This is a genomic window from Rothia gullae, assembly GCF_024294905.1.
Lineage (GTDB): Bacteria > Actinomycetota > Actinomycetes > Actinomycetales > Micrococcaceae > Rothia.
Genome location: NZ_JANCOC010000005.1, coordinates 20,790 through 43,393, shown reverse-complemented (window position 1 = coordinate 43,393; position 22,604 = coordinate 20,790). Strand labels below are relative to the sequence as shown.

Below are 22,604 nucleotides of genomic sequence, written 5' to 3'. Positions count from 1 at the left end.
GCGGGAACCCCGGGGTGGGCGGCGGCGAAATACTGACTCCAGGCAAGCAGTTAATGTACAATAAATGACATCAAATGCTATCTATTGAATTAATAATTATTCATCTGAATTTTATGCACCGTAGATACGAATTAACTGCGCTTCTTAACTTTCTTTCGATAGTTTCATTCAACTGCTACAGTGGTGAATAACACAGTAACGAAGGAGTGACTATGCCATCACCAAAGACGTACCCGGCAACACGTGTTGCAGTGTTGGATTGCTGCGAAGATGGACAGCAGGAAGAAATTCACCACCGCTGCGAAGAGCTCTTCCAAGCCCTCGTCCACGCGAGTCTGCACACCCACTTCGACCGCCTCAGCGCCGAAGAAACCCTCTACCTGGTCACCGGCGACGGTGAGCGCGTACAGATTTCCCCCGAAATGTACGGACCCCTCACCTCCGTAGCGCGCGCATTCGCTGACCGTAAGGAAGTCTGCGTGGTACGCCAGGACCGCCTCATGACCACGCAGGAGGCGGCAGACTACCTGGGCGTATCCCGCCCGACCGTTGTTCGCCTGCTGGAGCGCGGAGATATTCCGTTCGAGCGCATTAACACGCACCGTCGCGTTGCTTTTGATGACCTCGAACGCTACCGCCTTGAGCACGAATACGTGAACCACCGCGTTCGCTAACCTGTCGAACCGCTCAAGCTACACGCTACGGTTGAACTGAACAGCGCGGTTGAGAAATAGCAGCATCTGCTGAACAATATCGGGGCTAAAACAGCGCGAATCCCCGTGTTCTGCATCGGGAACCAGCACCAAATCGGTAGGCACCTGCCGCGTGCGCAGCGCCTGATACACCCGCACCGATTGCTGGTACGGAACACACGAATCGCTAATACCGTGCACGAGCATCAGGGCAGTGCCCCCGCCGCTCGTTCCCTGCGCAGAGGCACTTTCGACCTTATTTACTCGTTTCTGGGGCTGTACCGCATCAATGGGATGCGCACGCTCCCAGTTCTTTTGGGCGCGCTCGATGCAGATACCCGGAACCGCTCGCTCACCCTTGGAAGCGTCGATAGTCGACACGTCTGCGGGTACGGGGTGGGTGCTTCCCAGTAGCCGCCATTCGGCGCCGTCATCCTCGGGGTGGTCGAGGGCGTAGCCAGCCAGGGGACGGTCGGTGAAGATAGTCCTCAAATCGCTGACCCCGTAAAATGAAGCCGCGGCCGCCACCTGCGAGCTGTGGGACGGGTAGGCGCTCGCCGCCCTACCTTCAAAGTATTCGTCGTGCTCGGGTGCGCTCGCAGAATCCCCAAATGCAGAATCTTCAGATACAGAATCCTCAGATGCAGAATCCTCAGATGCAGAGGCACCGGCGGCGGAATCTCCTGTATGCGCAACCAGCATGCTCAGATGCCCGCCGGCGCTTCCGCCCGCTACCGCAATGCGTTGCGGGTCAATGCCGAATTCGTGCGCGTTGGCGCGGAAGAAACGCACGGCCTCCTTCACATCGTGCAGGGCCCCCGGGAAGAGTGCCTGATGCGAATACCGGTAGTTGATGGATGCGACCGCCCAGCCTGCCTTCTGAAAAACGGCGCGCATGAGCGCCTGGGCATTAGGCTGCTCCCCGCCAGGGGTGCGCAGGATAGTGCCGCGTAGGGCCTGGTTGGTGCCGAAGCGCCAGGCGCCACCGTGAACCCACACCAGTAGCGGCACGGGGGAAGAGATATCCCCGGTCGCGGGGAAGAAATCGTAGGCGAATGCTTCGCGAGTTACCGGCGACTGTGCGCCGTAGTCGGGTAGCGAGTGGGCATCGTAAAAGCCCGCCTCGCGGTAAAAACCGGAGCGGTAATCGGTACTCTCAACGGTTGCCGCGCTCTCTACATTCGGCGAGTCCTCAGCGTTCAGCGCGCCCTCAACCTTCGGTGCGTTCTCAGAAGTCTGCATGAATCAGCGCCGCGTTAGGGAACCAGTACGATCTTGCCGCGGGTGCGACCCGTCGCCACCAGGGCGTGAGCCTGCGCAGCCTGCGAAAACTCAAGCACCTGATCCACGTGTACCTTCAACAGGCCCACGGACATGAGGCGGGCAATTTCCTGCATCTGCGTGCGGTCCGGGTGAACCGTCAGCCACTGCGCCTCGAAGCCGCGCTCACGCGCAACATCCAGTGGGTCGGGGCTGGTCAGGGTGACAATGCGGCCGCTGGGAATCAGCACCTCCAGCGAATCGAGGAAAGTCTGCTGACCGGTGGAATTGAGTACCACGTCCATGGTCTGACCCAGTACAGCGCGGAAATCCTCGGCGCGGTAATCAATAGGCTGGGCCCCCAGCGAGCGCACAAACTCGTGGTTCGCGGCGGAGGCGGTCGCAAAAACCTGAGCGCCAGCTTGCGCCGCCAACTGAACGGCGAGGTGACCGACCCCTCCGGCACCGGCGTGAATGAGAACGCGCTCACCTTCCTTCAATCGCGCCACTTCGAAGAGTGCCTGGTATGCGGTCAGCGCCGCCAGGGGAGCGCCGCCCAATTGCGCGCAGGGAACATCGGCGGGTACCTTCACCAGCTGATGCGCCGGCGCGAGAACATACTCGGCGTACGCACCGGCGGGGTATGGAAAAGAAACAAGACCAAATACGCCGTCGCCCGCTTTAAAACCCGTGTAGTCGCCGGCGGTAGCAACCACGGTGCCGGCAATATCCCAGCCGGGCACGAAGGGCTTGTACGACGGATCTGCCAGCTGAGCGGCGGGACCCAGGCCCTTGCGAGTGGTCACATCAATTGGGTTGACACCGGCGGCAACCGTCTTGATGAGCACGTGACCGCGCACCGGCGAGGGGATAGGCACGTTTGCTTCGTGCAGAACGCTTTCGTTGCCCCATTCGGTGAGCTGAATCTGGCGCATGGTGGTCATCGGGTTACCTCCGCTGTTGTGACTTGAGCCGTGCTGATGTGACGGGTGTGCGCGTTTTCCCATTCTCTCAAGGCTGTTAGCGTTGACACAACAGGCAGGCGGGTAGTGTCCACCCTCTGAGGTTGAAGTCTGAGGTTGAAGATGGAGCTGGTAGGAACGGCCACCCGGCGCAGGCTTTATGCATAACAGGTTGAGTGGATAAATAAAAAAGGAGCCGATACCCGAACAATACGCCTCGGATATCGGCTCCCGTGTTCCCTCTCGAATAAGAACATCGTGCCCCTGAAAGGATTCGAACCTTCGACCCCCAGTACCGGAAACTGGTGCTCTAATCCGCTGAGCTACAGAGGCAACCCACCCATGATATCAGATAAGCACTAGATAAACGGTCAGGCACTTGCCAAAGCTTGCTAGAATAGTTTGTTATGACTCCCGAAGAACTCTCCGAAGCCATTGCGCTTGCCCTTGAAGAAACCATTTCCTCCGGCCAGCTGACCCTCGTGGAGGGCGCTGAACTGCCCGCCGTCCGAGTGGAGCGCCCCAAGTCCCGCGAACACGGCGACTGGGCAACCAACGTCGCTCTGCAGCTCGCCAAGAAGGTGGGCAAGAACCCGCGTGAGGCAGCAGCTCTTCTGGCAGAGAAGATCGGCGCCATCGCCGGTGTTGCATCCGTAGATATTGCTGGCCCCGGCTTCCTGAACATCACCCTGGACGCCGCAGCTGCTGGTGAGCTTGCCGCCACCATCGTTGAAGCTGGCGAAGCATACGGCCGCAGCGACAAGTTCGCCGGCAAGACCATCAACCTTGAGTTCGTCTCCGCGAACCCCACCGGCCCCATCCACCTGGGTGGTACCCGCTGGGCTGCTGTCGGCGATGCGCTCGCCCGCGTCCTTGAGGCTGAGGGCGCTAATGTCGTGCGTGAATACTACTTCAACGACCATGGCACCCAGATTGACCGTTTCGTGCGCTCCCTGATTGCCGCTGCCCGCGGCGAGGAGACCCCCGAGGACGGCTACGCTGGCGCGTACATTGTTGACATTAAGGACCAAATCCTGGCTCAGCGCCCTGACGCGCTTGAGGCTGAGAACCCCGAAGAGATTTTCCGCGAAATCGGAACTCACCTGATGTTCGATCAGATCAAGGAGTCCCTGGCGGCATTCGGCACTCACTTCGACGTGTTCTTCCACGAGAACTCCGTGTTTGAAGGCGGCAAGGTGGACGCCCTGCTTGAGACCATGCGCGAGAACGGTCAGCTCTTCGAGGCTGACGGCGCATGGTGGATGCGCACCACCGACTACGGCGACGATAAGGACCGCGTGGTCATCAAGTCTGACGGCAACCACGCCTACGTGGCGGGCGATATCGCCTACTACCAGGACAAGATGACCCGTGTAGAAAACCCCGCCGACGTGGCAATCTACATGCTCGGTGCTGACCACAACGGCTACGTGGGCCGTCTGAAGGCTATCGCCCAGATTCTTGGCTACCGCCCCGACCAGATTGAGGTCATGATCGGTCAGCTGGTGAACCTGGTCAAGGACGGCAAGCCCGTCCGCATGTCCAAGCGTGCCGGTACCGTGGTCACCCTTGAGGACCTGGTCGAGGCTGTGGGCGTTGACGCGGCTCGCTACGAGCTGACCCGCTACTCGGTAGATACCCCCATCGACATTGACCTGGGTCTGCTGACTTCCAAGAGCAACGAGAACCCGGTCTACTACGTGCAGTACGCTCATGCACGTACCGCCGCTGTGGCACGTAACGCCGCGGAGGCTGGCGTGAAGGTTGAGGACGGCGTGGACACCGCCCTGCTCGACTCGGGTGCTGACGGCGAGCTGCTGGCTGTACTCGGCCAGTTCCCCGCCGCTGTGCGTGATGCCGCGAAGTTCTACGAGCCGCACCGTGTGAATCGCTACCTGGAGCAGCTCGCTTCGGCGTACCACAGCTGGTACGGCGTCTCCCGTGTAGCCCCCAAGGCGGATGAAGAGGTCACCGATCTGCACCGTACCCGCCTGCTGTTGAACAACGCAGCGCAGCAGGTGCTGGCTAACGGCCTGAACCTGCTGGGTGTGAGCGCACCCGAGCGCATGTAATACTCTCGTTTCAACCCCCGACCCGGTGCTACCGGGGCGGGGGTTGAACGCATGCCCACAAAGATAGCTAAGAAAGAGATACGATGAGCGAATCCCGCTCCCTCTACGCCCCCGAATGGCTTACCTACCCCGAGCGCCCCGAAGCACTGTCCCGCACCATCTGGACGGATTCCTTCACCCGCAATGAGCAGGGCGAGCTCTGCATCGACGGCGTGACTGTCAGCGATTTGGTTGCTGAGCACGAAACCCCGCAGTACGTCTTCTCCGAGACGACCTTCCGCGCCCGTGCCCGCGCCTACCGCACCGCTTTTGAGCAGGCTTTCGCCGCGCACGGTGCGAAGGTGAGCGTCTACTACGCCGGCAAGTCGTTCCTGTCCACCGCTGTGGCACGCTGGGCGACCGAGGAAGGTCTGTGCCTGGATACCGCCTCCGGCGGTGAGTTGGCGTTGGCTCTGCGCGCGCAGGTGCCCGGTGCGAATATCGCCCTGCACGGTAACAACAAGGCGGAGGCCGAGATTGCCCGCGCAATCCGTAACGGCCTGGGCCGTGTGGTGGCTGACTCGGTGGACGAGCTCAAGCTCATTGAGCGCGTGTACGCTGAGCTTGCCGCCGAGCGTGTGGCTGAGGGCGAGGAGCCGTATGCCCCGGTTCCGGTGCTGATTCGTATCACCCCCGGTGTGCATGCCTCGACCCATGAGTCCATTGCGACTGCGCACGAGGACCAGAAGTTCGGCATGTCCTTGCAGCCGGGCACCGCCGCGCTCGCCGGTTTGGATGAGGAGGAGCTGGAGTACTGGGGTGTTGAGTCTACCGATTCTTACGCGGCTCTGGCTGCCGCGATTCTGAATGCGACCGATTCCCTGGATTTCCGCGGTATTCACTGCCATATTGGTTCGCAGATTTTTGAGGCGGAAGGCTTCGAGCAGGCGGCTACTACCGCCCTGGAGTTCATGAACCGCCTCAACCGTGACCTGGGCGTGACCCTGCCGGAACTGGACCTGGGTGGTGGCTACGGCATCGGCTACACCGAGGCGGATCACCCCCGCTCCATTACCGAGGTGACCGAGTCGATTGCCGCTTCCGTCGCGGCAACCTGCGAGCGCCTGGGCATGGCGATTCCGCACATGTCATTCGAGCCGGGCCGTTCTATTTCTGGTCCTTCGGGGGCGACCCTGTACACGGTGGGCACCATTAAGAACGTGAGCATTGAGGATGAGAACGGCGAGATTCGCGTGCGCCGCTACGTTTCGGTGGACGGCGGTATGAGCGATAACGCCCGCCCGGTGCTGTACGAATCGGATTATTCGGTGACCCTGGCGAATCGTGCCCCGGCGGGGGAGCAGGTGCTCTCTCGCGTGGTGGGTAAGCACTGCGAGTCTGGCGATGTGGTGGTTCGTTACTGCTACTTGCCGGCTGACCTGCAGGCTGGCGATACTCTGGCGGTTCCGGCGACCGGCGCGTACTGCTATGTGCTGGGTTCGAACTATAATTTCTTGACTCGCCCGCCGGTGATTGCCACTGCTGATGGCAAGCCTTCTCGCGTGATGATTCGTCGTCAGCGTGAGGAGGATATGTTGGCCCTGGATATGGGTTCGGATATCTAAGAACCCTTTCAGACATCATGAAAAGCCGTGAAGTTCCCGTCTCTGCAATGCGCGCCGTGAGGTGGCGGTTGCGGGCGGGGTCTTCACGGTTTTGTGCGTTCACAACATCACAGAAGATAAGGTTCACCTCATAACTGTGAGGGATACCTCATCTCAGAGAGTAAAAGTCGCAGCTCGAGGCTGCTGAGCCGTCCCTGCCTCTTGATAAAGTGGTTGTTGGGTGCGTGCTCTGCGCCGCATCCACGCCGTAGCCCGAAGAGATACCGGGGCGAACCCGGAACAGACCGTAGAAAGAGACTATCGTGGCTGAAAAGATCAAAGTAGCACTGCTTGGTGCCGGTAATGTCGGTTCCCAGGCGGCTCGCATCCTGGTCGAGGATAACGCCATCCTTGAAAAGCGCATTGGCGCGCCCGTGGAGTTGATCGGTATTGCTGTGCGCGATACTAATGCATCCCGCCACTGGAATGCGGACCCCTCGCTGTACACCACTGACGCTGAATCCCTGATTGATGCGGCGGATGTGGTCATCGAGCTGACCGGCGGTATTGAGCCGGCTCGCACTCGCATTCTGCGTGCTCTGAAGGCGGGTAAGTCTGTGGTCTCCGGTAACAAGGCTCTGCTGGCTAAGCACGGTGTGGAGCTGCAGGCTGCCGCTGATGAGTCTGGCGCTCAGCTTTCTTACGAGGCTGCTGTTGCGGGTGCTATCCCGATTCTGCGCCCCCTGCGTGACTCCCTGGCTGGTGACCGTGTGACCCGTGTTCTGGGCATCATGAACGGCACCACCAACTACATTCTTGACCAGATGGACACCACCGGCGCATCCTTCGCGGACGCGCTGGCTGAGGCTCAGAAGCTCGGCTACGCCGAGGCTGACCCGACCGCTGACGTTGAGGGCCACGACGCCGCGTCGAAGGCTGCGATTGTTGCTTCTTTGGCGTTCCACTCGACGTTCACTATTGATGATGTGCACACCGAGGGTATTACTTCCATCACCGCTGATGATGTTGCTGCCGCGGATGCTGATGGTTACGTCATCAAGCTGCTGGCTATTTGTGAGCGTGAGGGTGAGAGCGGCGCGAACATTCGCGTGAACCCGACCCTGATTCCTCGTCAGCACCCGCTGGCGGGCGTGCACGGTGCGTTCAACGCTGTGTTTGTTGAGGCGGAGAACGCTGGCGAGCTGATGTTCTACGGTCCCGGTGCGGGTGGCGCACCGACTGCTTCGGCTGTTCTGGGTGACTTCGTGTCCCTGGCTCGTCGTCTGGTGCTGGGTGGTCCCGGTGTTCCGGAGACTTCTCACGCGCAGCTGCGCGCAACCAGCCTGGATAACGTGGTGTCTCGCTACTCGGTGGGTGTTCTGGTTGAGGACCGCCTGGGTGTTCTCGCGAACATTACCCGCATCCTGACTGAGCACGGTATTTCTGTTGATTCTCTGCGTCAGTCCACCCCGAAGGAGGGTGCGGCTCAGATTCGTATGGTGACCCATTCGGCGAAGGATTCCGATCTGCGCCGTGCGATTGCTGTGATTGACGCTCTGGACACTGTGCGTGAGGTGAACTCGGTCATCCGCGTGGAGTCCGAGAAGCACTAGGCACTGAGAATTACTGGGCGCGAAAGCGTCATGCGGCTTGTGCCGCTCACTAAACGTGCGATGTTCGCTTGTGGGGGCATCGCTCACGAACGAACCCGCGTACCCGCTACCGCGCCGAACCTATGGGAGGTTCGGCGGGCGGGGCGCCAAGATTGAAGGAGAAGCCAATGGCACACGTGTGGCAGGGCGTTATCAATGAGTACCGTGACCGTCTGCCTTTCGCAGACGATGTGAAGGCTGTGACCCTGGGCGAGGGTGGTACCCCGCTGATTCACGCGCCGGCGCTGTCTGCTGAGACCGGCAACACCGTTTACCTGAAGTTTGAGGGGATGAACCCGACCGGTTCGTTCAAGGACCGTGGTATGACCAGCGCGATGACCGCCGCTAAGCGTGACGGTGCGAAGGCTGTTGTGTGTGCTTCGACCGGTAACACTTCCGCTTCGGCTGCTGCGTACGCTCTGCAGGCTGGTATGCGCTGTGCGGTGCTGGTTCCGGACGGCAAGATTTCTATGGGTAAGCTGTCTCAGGCTATCGCTCACGGTGCTGACATCATTCAGATTGACGGCAACTTCGATAACTGCCTGGAGATTGCTCGCAAGCTCAGCGAGAACTACCCGGTGTTCCTAGTGAACTCGGTCAACCCTTACCGTATTGAGGGCCAGAAGACCGGTTCGTTTGAGGTTGTTGACACCCTGGGTGACGCTCCCGATTACCACCTGCTGCCGGTTGGCAACGCGGGTAACATTACCGCGTACTGGAAGGGCTACAAGGAGTACTCGGAGCCTTACACCAACCGTGACGGTAAGGTTCTGGAGCCGGTTGCGACCAAGCGCCCGATCATGTGGGGCTTCCAGGCGGCTGGTGCTGCACCGATCGTTGCTGGTCATCCGATTGAGGCTCCTGAGACCATTGCGACCGCGATCCGTATCGGTAACCCCGCGTCGTGGGAGAAGGCTGAAGCTGCTCGTGATGAATCTGGCGGCGTGATTGAGGCTGTCACCGATGAGGAGATTCTGGAGGCGCACCGCTGGCTGTCTGCCCGCGAGGGCGTGTTCGTGGAGCCGGCTTCGGCTGCTGGCGTTGCGGGTCTGCTGAAGAAGCACCGCGCCGGTGAAGCCCCCGTGGGTAAGACCATCGTGATTACTGTGACCGGTCACGGTCTGAAAGACCCGCAGTGGGCTCTAGAGGCTGTTAATGGTGTGAAGGTTGAGCCGACTAAGGCTCCCTTCGACGTGGTTGCTGTGGCAGATATTCTTGATTTGAACTAGTCTGTTCATACTGCGATGTGCACTCCGTCCCGTGTTTGCGGGGCGGGGTGCACCTGCATGACAGCCCCTTTTTGTATCTTTCACTTATTCACTCATTACGTCACCAATCGCGAGGTTCTTCTCATGTCTTCCCTGCATATTTCTGATATTCCGGTGGGCGCGTCCGTTAAGGTTCGCGTTCCCGCTACGAGCGCTAACTTGGGTCCCGGCTATGACAGCATGGGTTTGGGTCTTGGCTTCTATGATGAGCTGGTTGTTGAGCGTATTGAATCCGGCCTGGAGTTTGAGCTCAGTGGTGAGGGTAGCGCGGATGTTCCTCGCGACGAGAGCCACTTGGTTTTGCGGGCGATGAAGGCTGGTTTTGCGGCGGCTGGTTTGGGTGAACTGCCGCCGGTGAAGCTGATTGCTGATAATAAGATTCCGCATTCTCGCGGTATGGGTTCTTCGGCGTCGGCTATTGTAGCGGGCGTGGCTGCGGCGAGCGGTCTGCTGCCGGAGGCGCACCGTCTGAGCCGTGAGCAGATGCTGCAGGTAGCCTCCGATATGGAGGGCCACCCGGATAACGTGGCTCCGGCGATTTACGGCAACCTGTCGGTATCCTGGGGTGAGATGGGCAACTGGAAGACCTTGATTATTCCGGTGCATCCTGAGGTTCACCCTGTGGTGGCTGTGCCCGATTATGAGGTGTCGACAAAGCTTGCTCGTTCGCTGATTCCTGAGCAGATGCCCCACGTTGAGGCGGTGGCGAACTCGGCTCGTGCGGCCTTGCTGGTGCGCACTCTCTCTGATGCTCCCGAGTACCTGATGGATGCGACCGTGGATTACCTGCATCAGGGGTACCGCGTGACCGCGATGGAGCCGTCCGCTGTGCTGGTTGCGTACCTGCGCAGTCAGGGTTTTGCTGCGGTGATTTCTGGCGCTGGCCCGACCGTTTTGACCTTTGCGCACGGTGACGAGCAGGTGCGACAGGTTCAGGAGGCGATTGCCGAGTTTGAGGTGACTCACCCTGGTAGCGCTATTGCGGATCGCCGCTTGAACTGGCGGGTGCTTCCCCTTGAAATTGACACTGAAGGTGTTATAGTTACTCAGTAGGACGTTATTAGTTCGTCCTATGTTGAGGTTCGCCCGTCGTTCAACGTAGACCGTCGATACTATCCTTCGTAACGTACTTCCGTTTCCCCTTATGCCTCAGATGCTTTTGTATCTGGGCGGGAGCCGGCAAGGTTCGGGGGAGTGCCTTTGGGATTCATGTCTTTCTTTATTTCTGACGCATAGGGGAAGACTTTTCTGAGGGTTCGGTTTCGCGGCGGGTGCCCTTTCAAAGTGACCAATCCGTCCTCTTCATCTCGCGTAGATGGTTCTATAGATGATGGTTTGGGCTTGCCCACATTTGTGATAGAGCGCCTTATCTTCCGTGTGTGCTCGCTGTGTCTGAATCAGCGGGTACGGTAAGAGACGCGAACCGCCTCCAGCGCGGTTCGAGGGAGTCGAAGGTGCAGACTGCTGTTTTCTTTCGGCAGTGTCTAAACCTTTGACCGCGCTATAGCGCCCGCCCGATCTTTATCCTGAAGATTTTCAGGGCTTATAACCAAAGGAATTGTAGTTGGCAAAGAATATTGTTGTCACCGATGAGTACGGTACGGCAGCTGCCGCACCGGAACTTGCAAACTTGAAGGTCGCGCAGTTGCGTGTCCTCGCCCAGCAGCTTGGTATCCGCGGCTATCTGAAGTTGAAGAAGGCTGAGCTGGTTCAGGCTCTTGAAGAGCATCAGCGTGGTGGCGCCGTAGCCGCTCCTGCTACGCCCAAGTCTGAGGCGCCTAAGTCTGAAGCGTCCGCTGAGGCTGCTGAATCTGCCCAGACTCCCGCTGCTGAGACGACTGAAGAGCCTAAGCCTCGCCGTACTCGCGCCCAGAAGGACGCCGAGGCAAAGGCAGAGAAGACTGCTGCCAAGGCTGAGAAGACCGAAAACGCTGAGGCTGCTGAAGCCCCTGCTGAGGGCGCTGAGAAGGCTGAAAAGTCTGAGAAGCGTACCCGCTCTTCCCGTTACGAGACTCCCGCTCAGAAGCGTGCACGCGCTCGCCGTGCCGCTGAGGGTGAGGACGCATCGGCTGAGAAATCCGAGAAGACTGAGAATAACGAGAAGCCGGAGAAGCGTACCCGCCGCACCCGCACCCGTAAGGACGAGAAGCCCGCTGAGCTTCCTCCGCTGGATGTGCGCGCTGAGCTGGCTGCTGAGCGTATTGGCGAGCGTGCGGAGCAGGTTGACCTGCCCGGTAACTCTGCTGAGCTGAAGGCTACTACCGCTGATGGGACCGCGAGCCTGGACAGCCTGAACGCTGCCCTGGACATGACTTTTGGCACCCCCGACGGTGAGAAGAGCTCGAAGCGTACCCGCACCCGTGAGCGTCGCCGCGATCAGGATGGTGAGCGCACCGAACGTCGCACTAAGCGTGAGCGTAATGCGGAGCGTGCGGAGCGTAACACTGATCGTAGTGAACGTGCCGAGCGTGCAGAACGCGCAGAGCGTGCTGAGCGCCGTTCTAAGCGTGACCGTCAGGCTGAGCGTGCTGAGAAGCAGGCTCGCCGCCGCGAGGAGAACGAGCCTCGCCTGAGCGAAGACGATGTGTTGGCACCGATTTCGGGTGTTCTGGACATTCTCGACAACTACGCTTTCGTGCGTACCACCGGCTACCTGCCCGGCACCAACGACGTGTACGTCTCCCTGGCTCAGGTGAAGAAGTACAACCTGCGTAAGGGCGACCACGTGCTCGGTGCGATTCGCGTGCCGCGCGAGGGTGAGTCGAACAACCGCCAGCGTTTCAACGCGCTGGTTCAGGTTGAGGCGATTAACGGTCAGAGCGTTGAGGAAGCAGCGAACCGCCGCGTCTTCTCGAAGCTGACTCCGCTGTACCCCAAGGAGCGTCTGCGCCTGGAGACCACCCCGAAGAAGCTGGGTACCCGAGTGGTTGATTTGGTGTCTCCGATTGGTAAGGGTCAGCGTGGTCTGATTGTGTCCCCGCCGAAGGCGGGTAAGACCCTCATGCTGCAGTCCATTGCGAACGCGATTACCGTGAACAACCCTGACGTGTACCTGATGATGGTCCTGGTGGATGAGCGTCCTGAAGAAGTGACCGATATGCAGCGCACCGTTAAGGGTGAGGTTATCGCCTCGACCTTCGATCGCCCGGCTGAGGATCACACCACTGTGGCTGAGCTGGCTATTGAGCGTGCGAAGCGTATGGTGGAGCTCGGCTACGATGTGGTCGTGCTGCTGGACTCCATGACCCGACTGGGCCGCGCATACAACCTGGCGGCTCCCGCATCCGGTCGTATCCTCTCCGGTGGTGTGGATTCTGCCGCACTGTACCCGCCGAAGAAGTTCTTCGGTGCTGCCCGCAACATTGAAGAGGGCGGCTCGCTGACTATCCTGGCTACCGCCCTGGTTGAGACCGGTTCGAAAATGGATGAAGTGATCTTCGAAGAGTTCAAGGGCACCGGTAACATGGAGCTGCGCCTGTCCCGTCAGCTGGCGGATAAGCGTATCTTCCCGGCGGTTGATATTAACGCTTCTGGTACTCGCCGCGAGGAGAACCTGCTTTCCCCGGATGAGATCAAGATTATGTGGGGTCTGCGCCGTGCCCTGGCGGGTATGGAGCCTGAGCAGGCTCTGGGCGTTCTGACCAACCAGCTGCGTAAGACTGAAAGCAACGTGGAGTTCCTTCTGACGGTTCAGAAGAACGGTCTGCGTCTGGTCGACTAAGGCTCGTATCTCACGCGCCCCACCTCCTCATGTGGGTGGGGCGCGTGAGACGTTCGTTTTGCGCATCCCTGTTGTGTGGGGTGCGAGATGTCTAGTGCCTGCCCGTGCGGCGTAAAGTGCGGGAGATGGAAGAGAGAACAGAATGTTTGAATCTATTCAGGTTCTGCTGGATGAGCACGCTGACCTGCAGAATCAGCTGGCTGACCCCGCCGTGCAGGCGAATCAGGGTAAGGCACGCCGCGTGGGCCGCCGTTATGCGGAGCTGACCGGTATTGTGACTGCGTACAACAAGTACACTTCGCTGAAGGATGACCTTGAGGCTGCTCGCGAGATGGCTGATGAGGATCCGGATTTTGCGGCGGAGATTCCCGGTCTGGAGGAGGAGCTGGAGGTTGCTCAGGAGAAGCTGCGCCGCCTGCTGATTCCGCGTGACCCGGATGATGGCCGTAACGTCATTCTTGAGGTGAAGGCTGGTGCCGGTGGTGACGAGGCGGCTCTATTTGCTGGTGACCTGCTGCGCATGTACATGCGTTATGCCGAGAACAAGGGCTGGAAGACTGAGATTATTTCTTCGACCAGCACCGATGTTGGCGGTTACAAGGATGCCCAGATTGCTATTAAGGGCTCCTCGAATGAGCCGGCTGAGGGCGTGTGGGCGCACCTGAAGTATGAGGGTGGTGTACACCGTGTGCAGCGTGTTCCGGCGACTGAGTCTCAGGGTCGTATCCACACTTCTGCTGCTGGTGTTCTGGTGTTCCCCGAGGTGGATGAGCCCGAGGAAATCGAGATTAACCAGAACGACCTGAAGATTGACGTGTACCGTTCTTCGGGCCCCGGTGGTCAGTCGGTGAACACTACTGACTCGGCGGTGCGTATTACTCACCTTCCGACCGGTATTGTGGTGGCGATGCAGAATGAGAAGTCTCAGCTGCAGAACCGTGAAGCTGCGATGCGCGTTCTGCGTGCGCGCCTGCTGGCTCACCAGCAGGAGCAGATTGACGCTGAGAACGCGGCACACCGTGCTTCGCAGGTGCGTACCATGGACCGTTCGGAGCGTATCCGTACATACAACTTCCCGGAGAACCGTATTGCGGATCACCGTACCGGCTACAAGGCGTACAACCTGGATGCCGTACTGAATGGTGACCTGGAGCCTGTGGTTCAGTCCGCTATTGAGATGGATGAGGCGCACCGCCTCGCTCAGGTGGGCCAGGAACAGAAGTAACCCTGTACAGAAGTAACCCTGTACAGAAGTAGTTCCGTGCAGACATAGGTTCTGTATAGGCTCTTGTCGATTCGCTGAATCGATGTGAGATGTTGGTGAGGGGCTCGCCGCTACGGCGGTGGAGCCCCTTAGCCATATACTGTGACAGGTTTTGAGCTGTTGAGAGAGCGTAGCTGTTGAGAGAGCGTAAGGAGAGCTCATGAAGGTGAATGTGTACGACCCGCGCGGGGAAGAACTCGCGCAGGTACTCACGCGCGCCACCGCGGTACTGGCGCAGGTGCCCAGCCCCCGCGTCGACGCCGAGCTACTCGCAGCGCACCTGCTCTACGATGGCTCACGCTCACGCCTACAGCACGCCGCGCTCATGGGGGAGCGGCTCACCCCCGAACAGGTCGCAGAATACGAGGCGCTGGTTGCCCGCCGCGCCTGCCGTGAACCGCTGCAACACATCACCGGCTCCGCTCCCTTCTACCGCCTAGAACTGGCAGTCGGACCGGGCGTGTTCGTACCCCGCCCCGAGACCGAGCTACTCGTCGAAGAAGCCCTCAAAGTGCTGGCCCCACGCACCGATCCGGCAACCGGTCAGTTGCGCATCGTCGACCTGTGCACCGGCTCCGGCGCTATCGCCGCGGCAATCAAGAGCGAACTGCCGAACGCCCAGGTGTTCGCGGTAGAGCTCTCCGAAGACGCCATCCCCTACACCCGCAAGAACCTCGAGCCGCTCGGCGTACACCTGGTTCAGGGGGACGCCCTCACCGCCCTGCCCGAACTTGCCGGAACCTTCGACGCGGTGCTCTCGAACCCTCCGTACATTCCGCCGGCGAACGTACCCGCCGGCCCGGAAGCCGCCCTGCACGACCCGGACATGGCACTGTACGGCGGGGGAGAGGACGGCATGCAGATGCCCTCCGCGATTGCCGCCCGCACCTTCGAGCTTCTTACCCCCGGCGGCCTGTTCATCATGGAGCACGACGACACCCAGGAAGACGCCGTCGCCGAGCTGTTGGCGCGTGTCGGCTTTGAAGGCTGCTACCCGGTGCGTGACCTGAATAATCGTCCGCGTCATAGCGTCGGTTATAAACCGCGCCCACTAGAGCCTTTAGACTAGTAGATGCACCACCTAGCCCGTGCCGGGCTGCGTGAAGGCAATGCGTCCGCCTCCTCAGCCAGCTCAGGGCCGGTGAAATATGGTGAACCTCCGGAAGAGTGCTTCCACATGGCGCGTTGTGGGTGCCGGTGTCTCGCCGCATCCAGAAAAACATGAGAGAATAAGACCCGTGACTGCAAAGCTGTACCCCGTAACGACTGAAACTGAGACCCGCGAGGCCATCGAAGCTGCCCGCGAGGCGTTGAAGGCGCACGACACGATTGTGATGCCCACCGATACCGTCTACGGTATTGCCGCCGATGCTTTCTCGCATCAGGGTGTTGCCAAGCTGCTGGCAGATAAGGGCCGCGACCGCACCATGCCGCCGCCCGTGCTGATTTTTGATCTTGCTGCGCTCGCTGGCGTGGTCGACGACGTTCCGAACGATATTTACGATTTGGGTGGTCGCTTCTGGCCCGGCGCTCTGACTATTATTCTTCACGCGTACCCGTCGCTGAGCTGGGATTTGGGTGAGACCCGCGGTACTGTTGCCGTACGTGTTCCCGATGATGAGTTCGCCCTGAAGTTGCTGACTGAGCACGGTCCGCTGGCGGTGTCGAGCGCGAACAAGACCGGTCAGGAAGCCGCACTGGACGCGCAGACCGCTATGGATTCCCTGGGCGAGGATGTTGCCGTGGTGATTGACGGTGGCGCTCGTCCTAAGCCGCTTGAGTCTGAACCGAATGAGGACGGCGTGGTCGTGGTGACTGAGCGTGACCCGGCACCGTCGACGATTCTGGATTGCACCTCCTTCCCCTACGTGGTGGTTCGTGAGGGTGCAATTTCGGTGGAGGAGCTGCGCGAGGTCGTTCCGACTATCCTGACTCGTGCGGAGGCTGATGAACAGGCGGCTCGTAAGGTTGAGGAAGCTGAGGCTGCTTCTTCCGCATCGTCTGAGTCGACTCCTTCTGAGCGTGCTCTGGATGAGCAGGCTGACCTGGATGAGGCGTACGAGCAATGGGACAGCACCCACACTGTGAGCGGTGAGCCTGCTCGTCGCGCTTCGGCACCGGTTGCCGGTTCCGTCGCTGCGTCACTGCTGGGCGCTACTTCGGCTCTGTCTTCTGCTTTCAGCGCCGGCGTGGATCAGGAGCGTTCGCGCGGCTACCGTGACAACACTCCGAAGCCGGTTCGTGCGGATGAGCCGCAGACTCACCCGGTTCCTGCTGATACTGCTCGCGCGCTGGTCTTTGGTGAGTCGAAGATTGAGACTGCCGCTCAGAGCACCCCGGCTCAGAGCGAGGCTAAACCGACAGATGCTAAGGCTGAAGACGCTAAGACTGAATCTGAGGCAAAGACCGAGCAGAACGATGCCCCGGAGGATCAGCTCTAAACCTCAGCGGGTTATAGCGCTCGGGTATAAATCTCGGAGCATAAAAACATATAGGGAACCCCCGATATATCGTTCAGATATATCGGGGGTTCCCTTTCGTTATGAGTCCTCTAGGTTATGCGCCCCTAGGACGCATACATCAGGCTGCCTGCCTCAGGTCGTGCACCTTTAGGAGAGCACGCGCGCTACCTAGTTCTTGTCGAAGCGGCGGTCCTTCTTCTTGCCCAGCGCGGTGTGGGCGGTGCGCAGTACTTCACGCACGCGCGGGGTAGGCAGAAGGTTGTTTTCGCGTGCCCAGGAGTCGTCGATGCCCTGGCCGAACCACATGACCTCAACCTTACGCACGGAGCCTGCGAACTTGTCGTTCATCAGCTCGGAGACGGTGTAGCCTGCCTTGATGGCTGCGCGGCAGAGCCATTCGGGCAGGCGGTGCGGGTGGCGGCGACCAGCATCCACGGATGCGGAGGCGACGGTTGCGCCTTCCCAGGGCTGCAGCACGATGGTGGGTAGCTCGCCGGGGAAGGTGCCGAGCATGACCACGAATTCTGCGAGGGCTTGCACGCTGGAGACCGGGGACTTGCCGGTGCCTGCACCCGCAACGGATGCGAAGGGGGAGGATGCTATCTTGGCGAAGAGCTCGGTGGTGCGTCGGCCTCGGCCCTGCACGCTGGTTGCGCGAAGGATGCACAGTTCGGGTACGCAGTCGGGGTGCTCTTCGAGGAAGTAGTCCTGCAGGTCGAGCAGCGCTTCTTCGCCGAGTGCCTTGGAGAAGGAGTAGGCGCTGAACGGGTTAGTCTCTTCGGAATCATCCAGCACGAGGCGCGGGCCCTGTACCGCTGCGGAGGAGAGGTGGATGACTCGGCGCACGCCGGTGCGCTGGGCGGCGATGGCAATCACGGCGGGAAGCAGGGCGTTTGCGCCGACGAGCGGGGGTAAATCCTGCATGTTGGGTGCTGCGAGGCCTGCTGCGTTGACGACGACCTGCGCGCCAGCGAAGGCTTCTGCGAGGGAGTCGATGATGCCTTCAAGCTGGTCTGCTTCGTTGATGATGCTGTCTACGTCGAGGGCTCGGGTTGCGAGTCGAGGTGCCTCAATGGGGTCGACGCTGATATCTTCTGCGTTCAGACGCGCGACGATGGAGGAACCAACGAAGCCGCTGGCGCCAATGACTTTCCACTTGGATTCGGACATCTCTTTTACCTCTCACGAGCCCGCGTACGTTGCGGGGAAAAATGGGGTCATTTCAACTTTCCCATATTTGAACAGTTTATGGGGAATTTGTGGGGTTTTATTCGGTCTCTGGTCGTTTTTCGCACGGGGTGCACAGCGCAAACACAGGCTGTGAAACTGATAGCTTGATGGATACCCAAAACTGGGTGTGCGGGTACGTCCGCTATGCGGATAAATCAACTGAATTCAGTTGTTTATTTTGTCATATAGGGTGTCTTTTGGGGTGATAATTCACTCTCTAGTGGAGACCGCAGGTAAAATATTTTCTTTGAGTGATATATCCACACGGTTGAATACCGCGGGCGCGAGAAACACCAGAAGCGCCCAGTACGATATGGGTATATCGAGTACCGGCTGATTCAGGCGCATCGCGCCGCGGAGGGAGAACTTATGGCAGAAAAGTACAGCGACGTGACCGCTTTTGCCCAGCCTTCTTCCAATCAGTCTTCCTCTCATGATTCTTTGAACGAGTATCCCCGCACCGTCGCCGTGGTGGTGACCTATAACCGTGAGGACCTGCTGCCGAAGACCCTCGCTGGTATCGCTTCTGGTGAGCGTGTGCCCGCAGCGGTGGTGATCGTTGATAACGCCTCCACGGACGGTACTGCCGAGTATTTGCGCACTCTGGACTATGAGCTGCCGGTGGATTGCATCCGCTTGGAGAGCAATATGGGTGGTGCTGGCGGTTTCGCGGTGGGTATTGATCGCGCCTTGGAATGCCATAACCCGGATTTGGTGTGGGTTATGGATGATGACACCGAGCCGACCGAGAACACCCTGTCGGAGGCGGTTGCCGCTTGGCTGAACTATTCGCCGGTGCCTTCGCAGCGCCCCGCGGTGGTGGCCTCTCGTGTGGTTTGGACGAACGGCGAGGACCACCCGATGAATACTCCGCGTACCATGTTTGCGGCGGGTCAGCAGCGTCATGCTCGTGCGCAGGCGGTGGGTGCCCGTCCGATTCGTAGCGCCTCGTTCGTGTCGATTCTGATGGACGCACAGGCTATTCGCCGTAATGGTGGTTTGCCGATTGCTGAGTTCTTCATTTGGAATGATGACTTCGAGTTTTCGACTCGTCTGATTCATCACCGTGACGGTATTGCGGTGCCTTCTTCGGTGGCTAAGCACCACACGAAGACTTTTGGTACGACGAACGCTGACCCGGGTCCGCGTTTCTATAACGATGTGCGTAATAAGCTGTGGGTCTTTACCCGTTCGCGTACCCTGAACCCGCTGGAGAAGCTACTCTATGGTGGTTCGTCGGCGCGCCTGTGGATTTCTACTGTTCTGCGTACCGATGACCGCCGGACCTACCTGGGGTACTTCCTCGATGGTGTGCGTGATGGTTTGCGTGCGCCTCGCCCGAATGCTCAGGTGCTTGAGGGTATTTACCCGCTGACTTTCCCGGGCCGCTACGGAGTGCCTGCATCCGCTGAAAGCTTCGCTGATTCTGAGAAGGCGCGCGGTTGCGTGAGCTCTATACCCGATTTTTCGGTGCTGATGAGCGTGTACGCGAAGGAGAACCCCGCCTACTTGGATCATGCGTTGGAGTCGAATCTTCTGAACCAGACGGTGCGTCCTTCTGAGCTGGTTTTGGTGAAGGACGGCCCGCTGACCCCCGAGCTGGATGCAGTGGTGGACCGCTGGGCTCAACGCGCCGAGAATCTGGATTGCCCGCCGATTCAGGTGGTGGAGCTGGCTCAGAATGTTGGTTTGGCGGAGGCGCTGAACGCCGGTCTGCAGGCGTGTTCGTATGAGCTGGTTGCTCGTGCTGATTCTGATGATTTGTCTGAGCCGACTCGTTTTGCGCGTCTGATTCCTGCCCTGGTGCAGGGCGGCTATACGGTGCTGGGCTCTGCCATGTTTGAGGTGAATGAGAGCAATACTGCGGTGGAGTCGACTCGCGAGGCGATTATTGATTCTGCGCGTTTGCTCAGCGCGATGGATTCGCGCAACCCGATTTATCACCCATCCGTGGCGTTCGTGAAAAGTGCTGTGCAGCAGCTGGGCGGTTACGAGTTCGTGCCCGGCGCTGAGGATTGGTGGCTGTGGATGCGTCTGCGTGATGCCGGCTATCATCTGGGTAATATCCCCGAGGCTCTGGTGCGTTACCGCGTGGGTGCGGGCGCGTACACGAAGCGCGGGGGAGTGGATGCCTGGTTGCAGGATGTGGCGATTCAGCGTCGGCTGTACACCGGTCACGGTATTTCTAAGCTTCAGTGGGCTCAGAATATGGCGGTGCGTAGTGTGTACCGTTTTGTTCCTGAGCAGGCACGCCGTTCGGCGTTTCGTGCGTTGTCGTCTTTGACGGCTCGTGTTTCTTCTCGTTCTTCTGGTACCGCATCTGAAGGAGGCATGTAGTGGCTCAGTTGAAACCTCACGCTCGTGTGGTGATGCGGAAGGCTGCTCATCGCGGCACGATGGTGACGGAGGGTGACTCTGGCACGATGCTGGTGAACCGTCTGTATGAGCGTAAGCCGTGGTGGCTGATTGCGCAGGCGCTGATTGATTCGAGTGCCTGGGTTCTGTCGGTTTTGTTCGCGTACATGCTCCGCTATAGTGTGCTGCTCAGTAACGGCTCGGTGTTCGATATTATTCACCCGGCGTCGTTGACGATGACCGCTACGTTGGCTGTGGTGCTGCACCTGGCTGTCGGTTTGGCGGGCGTAAAGATTTATAACGGCGTGTATTCGTACGGTTCGTTTGACGAGTCGTGGCGTGCTGGCGCGGCTGCTTTGAGCGCGGGCGCGGCGTTGACTGCGTTCTCCTTTGTGGATGAGCTGCTGGGTCTGCCGCATATTCCGCATAGTGTGCCTGCGATTGCGGGTGCGTTTAGCCTCATTATGATGGCGGGCACTCGCATGGCGAAACGTGTGTACACTGAGCGCGGTGCTGTGCGTGAGCTGACCGGCGAGCCGGTGATTGTGTATGGTGCTGGTTTTATCGGCGGTATGGTCATGGATTCGATGCTGCACGATGAGGCTGCGAAGCTTCGCCCGGTTGCGGTCTTCGATGATGACCAGCTGAAGGCTGGTACGAAGTTCCACGGCATTTCGGTGATTACGACTTACCGTGAGCTGGAGCAGGCGATTCGTGAGTCGGGTACCCGTAAGATTCTGGTGACGATTTCGGATATGTCGGAGGATTACTTTGAGTCCTTCTGCAACCGCATGCGTAAGCTTAAGGTTGAGGTTCAGCGTATTAGTAGTGCGAATGCTCGACTGATGGGTGAGCGTCTGATTACCGCGAGCGATAACGACCTGATGCGCGTGATTCGTGGCGAGATTAACTACGATATTGACGGCGATATTCTGCGTTCGTACCTGCACGGTAAGCGTGTGCTGGTTACGGGTGCGGGCGGTTCGATTGGTTCTGAGCTGTGCCGTCAGATTAGCGAGTTTGAGCCGGAGACCCTCATGATGCTTGATCATGATGAGACTCTGCTGATGGAGACGAAGGTTTCGATTACTCACGAGTCGAGCCTGGATGATGATCGCATTATTCTGGCTGATATTCGTGAGGGAGATAATATGCTGGAGATTTTCCGTGACCGTCGCCCCGAGGTGGTGTTCCATGCTGCGGCTTTGAAGCATGTGTCGGCGCTGGAGGCGTACCCCCAGGAGGCGTGGAAGACGAACTCCTTGGGTACTCTGAACGTGCTACGTGCCGCGGAGGCGGTGGGCGTGAAGACCTTCGTGAATGTTTCGACCGATAAGGCTGCGGATCCGAAGACTGCGCTGGGTCAGTCCAAGCGCGTGGCGGAGCGTCTGACCGCGTACTTTGGCGAGAAGACCGGTAACACCTACGTGTCGGTTCGTTTCGGTAACGTGTTTGGTTCGCGCGGTTCGATTAAGCCGCTCTTTACGAAGCAGATCCTTTCGGGCGGTCCGATCACTCTGACGGATAAGCGCGCGACCCGTTACTTCATGCTGATTACCGATGCCTGCCTGCTAGTGATGCTTGCCGGTGCGATTGGTCGCCCGGGCGAGGTCATGGTGCTGGATATGGGTCAGCCGGTCAAGATTCTGGACGTTGCGAAGGCGATGCGCCAGGCGTATGAGCGATATGACGTGGAGATCAAGGAGATTGGTCTTCGCAAGGGTGAGAAGCTGGATGAGACTCTCTTCGGTGGTACCGAGAAACTGGTACCCAGTGAGGAGAACCGGTATATTTCCCGGTCGAGTGCCCCGGCACTTAACCCTGATGAGCTCGATTATGAGTGGTGGATTCAGAACTATCGAGAGCACAGTGGCTATGAGCGTCATGGCCTGGAGCGTGCCCCGGATCCGCGTACTCTGGCGGATGCACAGACGTTCTAATCTTTACGGAATGACACCGGATGCTGTACTTGCATGGCGGGTGCGGTATCCGGTGTTTTTCTCTTTGCACGGCACTAGATTCTGTGTGCGGTACTGGATTCTGTGAAGGTTAGCCCCGCGTCGGTGAATAGTTTTATAGAATA

General features: G+C 59.3%; 15 protein-coding genes and 1 tRNA gene. 12 read left to right on the top strand and 4 right to left on the bottom strand.

The window, feature by feature from the left end:
- Positions 1-212 precede the first annotated feature (212 nt).
- Positions 213-674 (top strand): helix-turn-helix domain-containing protein, encoded by a 462-nt coding sequence (locus tag NML54_RS04475; protein ID WP_254756099.1) that lies wholly within the window; start codon positions 213-215, stop codon positions 672-674.
- Between the two features lie 18 nt (positions 675-692).
- Here the strand turns inward: NML54_RS04475 and NML54_RS04470 are convergent, their stop codons facing one another.
- From NML54_RS04470 to NML54_RS04460, 3 genes are all read right to left on the bottom strand, one after another.
- Positions 693-1,934, bottom strand: a complete 1,242-nt coding sequence (locus NML54_RS04470) for an alpha/beta hydrolase (protein WP_254756098.1) — start codon at positions 1,932-1,934, stop codon at positions 693-695.
- Between the two features lie 14 nt (positions 1,935-1,948).
- Positions 1,949-2,896: an NADP-dependent oxidoreductase gene (locus tag NML54_RS04465; RefSeq protein WP_254756097.1), complete on the bottom strand. Its 948-nt coding sequence runs from the start codon at positions 2,894-2,896 to the stop codon at positions 1,949-1,951.
- 277 nt (positions 2,897-3,173) lie between these two features.
- Positions 3,174-3,247: transfer RNA gene (locus NML54_RS04460), tRNA-Arg, on the bottom strand.
- Between the two features lie 74 nt (positions 3,248-3,321).
- On the opposite strand from NML54_RS04460, the gene argS reads away from it, so the two are divergent.
- The 9 genes from argS (at position 3,322) to NML54_RS04415 (ending at position 16,915) form a co-directional block, all read left to right on the top strand.
- A complete protein-coding gene (argS, locus tag NML54_RS04455) occupies positions 3,322-4,986 on the top strand; it encodes an arginine--tRNA ligase (protein WP_254756096.1) in 1,665 nt (554 codons plus the stop codon).
- Between the two features lie 83 nt (positions 4,987-5,069).
- On the top strand, positions 5,070-6,590 hold the full coding sequence (locus NML54_RS04450) for a diaminopimelate decarboxylase family protein (RefSeq protein ID WP_254756095.1): 1,521 nt from the start codon (positions 5,070-5,072) through the stop codon (positions 6,588-6,590).
- 302 nt (positions 6,591-6,892) lie between these two features.
- Complete coding sequence (locus NML54_RS04445) at positions 6,893-8,182, top strand: homoserine dehydrogenase (protein WP_254756094.1); 1,290 nt, start codon at positions 6,893-6,895, stop codon at positions 8,180-8,182.
- 167 nt (positions 8,183-8,349) lie between these two features.
- The gene (gene thrC / locus NML54_RS04440) at positions 8,350-9,450 is read left to right on the top strand and encodes a threonine synthase (RefSeq protein ID WP_254756093.1); all 1,101 of its coding nucleotides are present in this window, start codon (positions 8,350-8,352) and stop codon (positions 9,448-9,450) included.
- A 123-nt stretch (positions 9,451-9,573) separates the two neighbouring features.
- Positions 9,574-10,542 (top strand): homoserine kinase, encoded by a 969-nt coding sequence (gene thrB, locus NML54_RS04435; RefSeq protein ID WP_254756092.1) that lies wholly within the window; start codon positions 9,574-9,576, stop codon positions 10,540-10,542.
- A 511-nt stretch (positions 10,543-11,053) separates the two neighbouring features.
- On the top strand, positions 11,054-13,210 hold the full coding sequence (gene rho / locus NML54_RS04430) for a transcription termination factor Rho (RefSeq protein ID WP_254756091.1): 2,157 nt from the start codon (positions 11,054-11,056) through the stop codon (positions 13,208-13,210).
- 142 nt (positions 13,211-13,352) lie between these two features.
- Positions 13,353-14,435, top strand: a complete 1,083-nt coding sequence (gene prfA, locus NML54_RS04425) for a peptide chain release factor 1 (protein ID WP_049337341.1) — start codon at positions 13,353-13,355, stop codon at positions 14,433-14,435.
- Positions 14,436-14,634: 199 nt separating this feature from the next.
- Positions 14,635-15,543 carry a peptide chain release factor N(5)-glutamine methyltransferase gene (prmC, locus tag NML54_RS04420; RefSeq protein WP_254756090.1) on the top strand — a complete coding sequence of 303 codons (909 nt, stop codon included), beginning with the start codon at positions 14,635-14,637 and terminating at the stop codon, positions 15,541-15,543.
- 169 nt (positions 15,544-15,712) lie between these two features.
- Positions 15,713-16,915: an L-threonylcarbamoyladenylate synthase gene (locus tag NML54_RS04415; RefSeq protein ID WP_254756089.1), complete on the top strand. Its 1,203-nt coding sequence runs from the start codon at positions 15,713-15,715 to the stop codon at positions 16,913-16,915.
- Positions 16,916-17,104: 189 nt separating this feature from the next.
- On the opposite strand, the gene NML54_RS04410 is transcribed toward NML54_RS04415, so the two are convergent.
- Positions 17,105-18,106 (bottom strand): NAD-dependent epimerase/dehydratase family protein, encoded by a 1,002-nt coding sequence (locus NML54_RS04410; RefSeq protein ID WP_254756088.1) that lies wholly within the window; start codon positions 18,104-18,106, stop codon positions 17,105-17,107.
- A gap of 429 nt (positions 18,107-18,535) precedes the next feature.
- Here NML54_RS04410 and NML54_RS04405 point away from each other — a divergent pair, with 429 nt between their 5' ends.
- Both NML54_RS04405 and NML54_RS04400 read left to right on the top strand, forming a co-directional pair.
- A complete protein-coding gene (locus tag NML54_RS04405) occupies positions 18,536-20,503 on the top strand; it encodes a glycosyltransferase family 2 protein (RefSeq protein WP_254756087.1) in 1,968 nt (655 codons plus the stop codon).
- The gene (locus NML54_RS04400; RefSeq protein ID WP_254756086.1) at positions 20,503-22,461 is read left to right on the top strand and encodes a polysaccharide biosynthesis protein; all 1,959 of its coding nucleotides are present in this window, start codon (positions 20,503-20,505) and stop codon (positions 22,459-22,461) included. Before NML54_RS04405 ends, NML54_RS04400 begins: the two co-directional genes overlap by 1 nt.
- The last annotated feature ends 143 nt before the right edge of the window (positions 22,462-22,604 follow it).

Bases quoted from the DNA above. Each gene is read 5' to 3' on its own strand.
- NML54_RS04475 (WP_254756099.1), top strand. From the start codon at position 213: ATGCCATCACCAAAGACGTACCCGGCAACACGTGTTGCAGTGTTGGAT.
- NML54_RS04470 (WP_254756098.1), bottom strand. From the start codon at position 1,934: ATGCAGACTTCTGAGAACGCACCGAAGGTTGAGGGCGCGCTGAACGCT.
- NML54_RS04465 (WP_254756097.1), bottom strand. From the start codon at position 2,896: ATGACCACCATGCGCCAGATTCAGCTCACCGAATGGGGCAACGAAAGC.
- argS (WP_254756096.1), top strand. From the start codon at position 3,322: ATGACTCCCGAAGAACTCTCCGAAGCCATTGCGCTTGCCCTTGAAGAA.
- NML54_RS04450 (WP_254756095.1), top strand. From the start codon at position 5,070: ATGAGCGAATCCCGCTCCCTCTACGCCCCCGAATGGCTTACCTACCCC.
- thrC (WP_254756093.1), top strand. From the start codon at position 8,350: ATGGCACACGTGTGGCAGGGCGTTATCAATGAGTACCGTGACCGTCTG.
- thrB (WP_254756092.1), top strand. From the start codon at position 9,574: ATGTCTTCCCTGCATATTTCTGATATTCCGGTGGGCGCGTCCGTTAAG.
- prfA (WP_049337341.1), top strand. From the start codon at position 13,353: ATGTTTGAATCTATTCAGGTTCTGCTGGATGAGCACGCTGACCTGCAG.
- prmC (WP_254756090.1), top strand. From the start codon at position 14,635: ATGAAGGTGAATGTGTACGACCCGCGCGGGGAAGAACTCGCGCAGGTA.
- NML54_RS04410 (WP_254756088.1), bottom strand. From the start codon at position 18,106: ATGTCCGAATCCAAGTGGAAAGTCATTGGCGCCAGCGGCTTCGTTGGT.
- NML54_RS04405 (WP_254756087.1), top strand. From the start codon at position 18,536: ATGGCAGAAAAGTACAGCGACGTGACCGCTTTTGCCCAGCCTTCTTCC.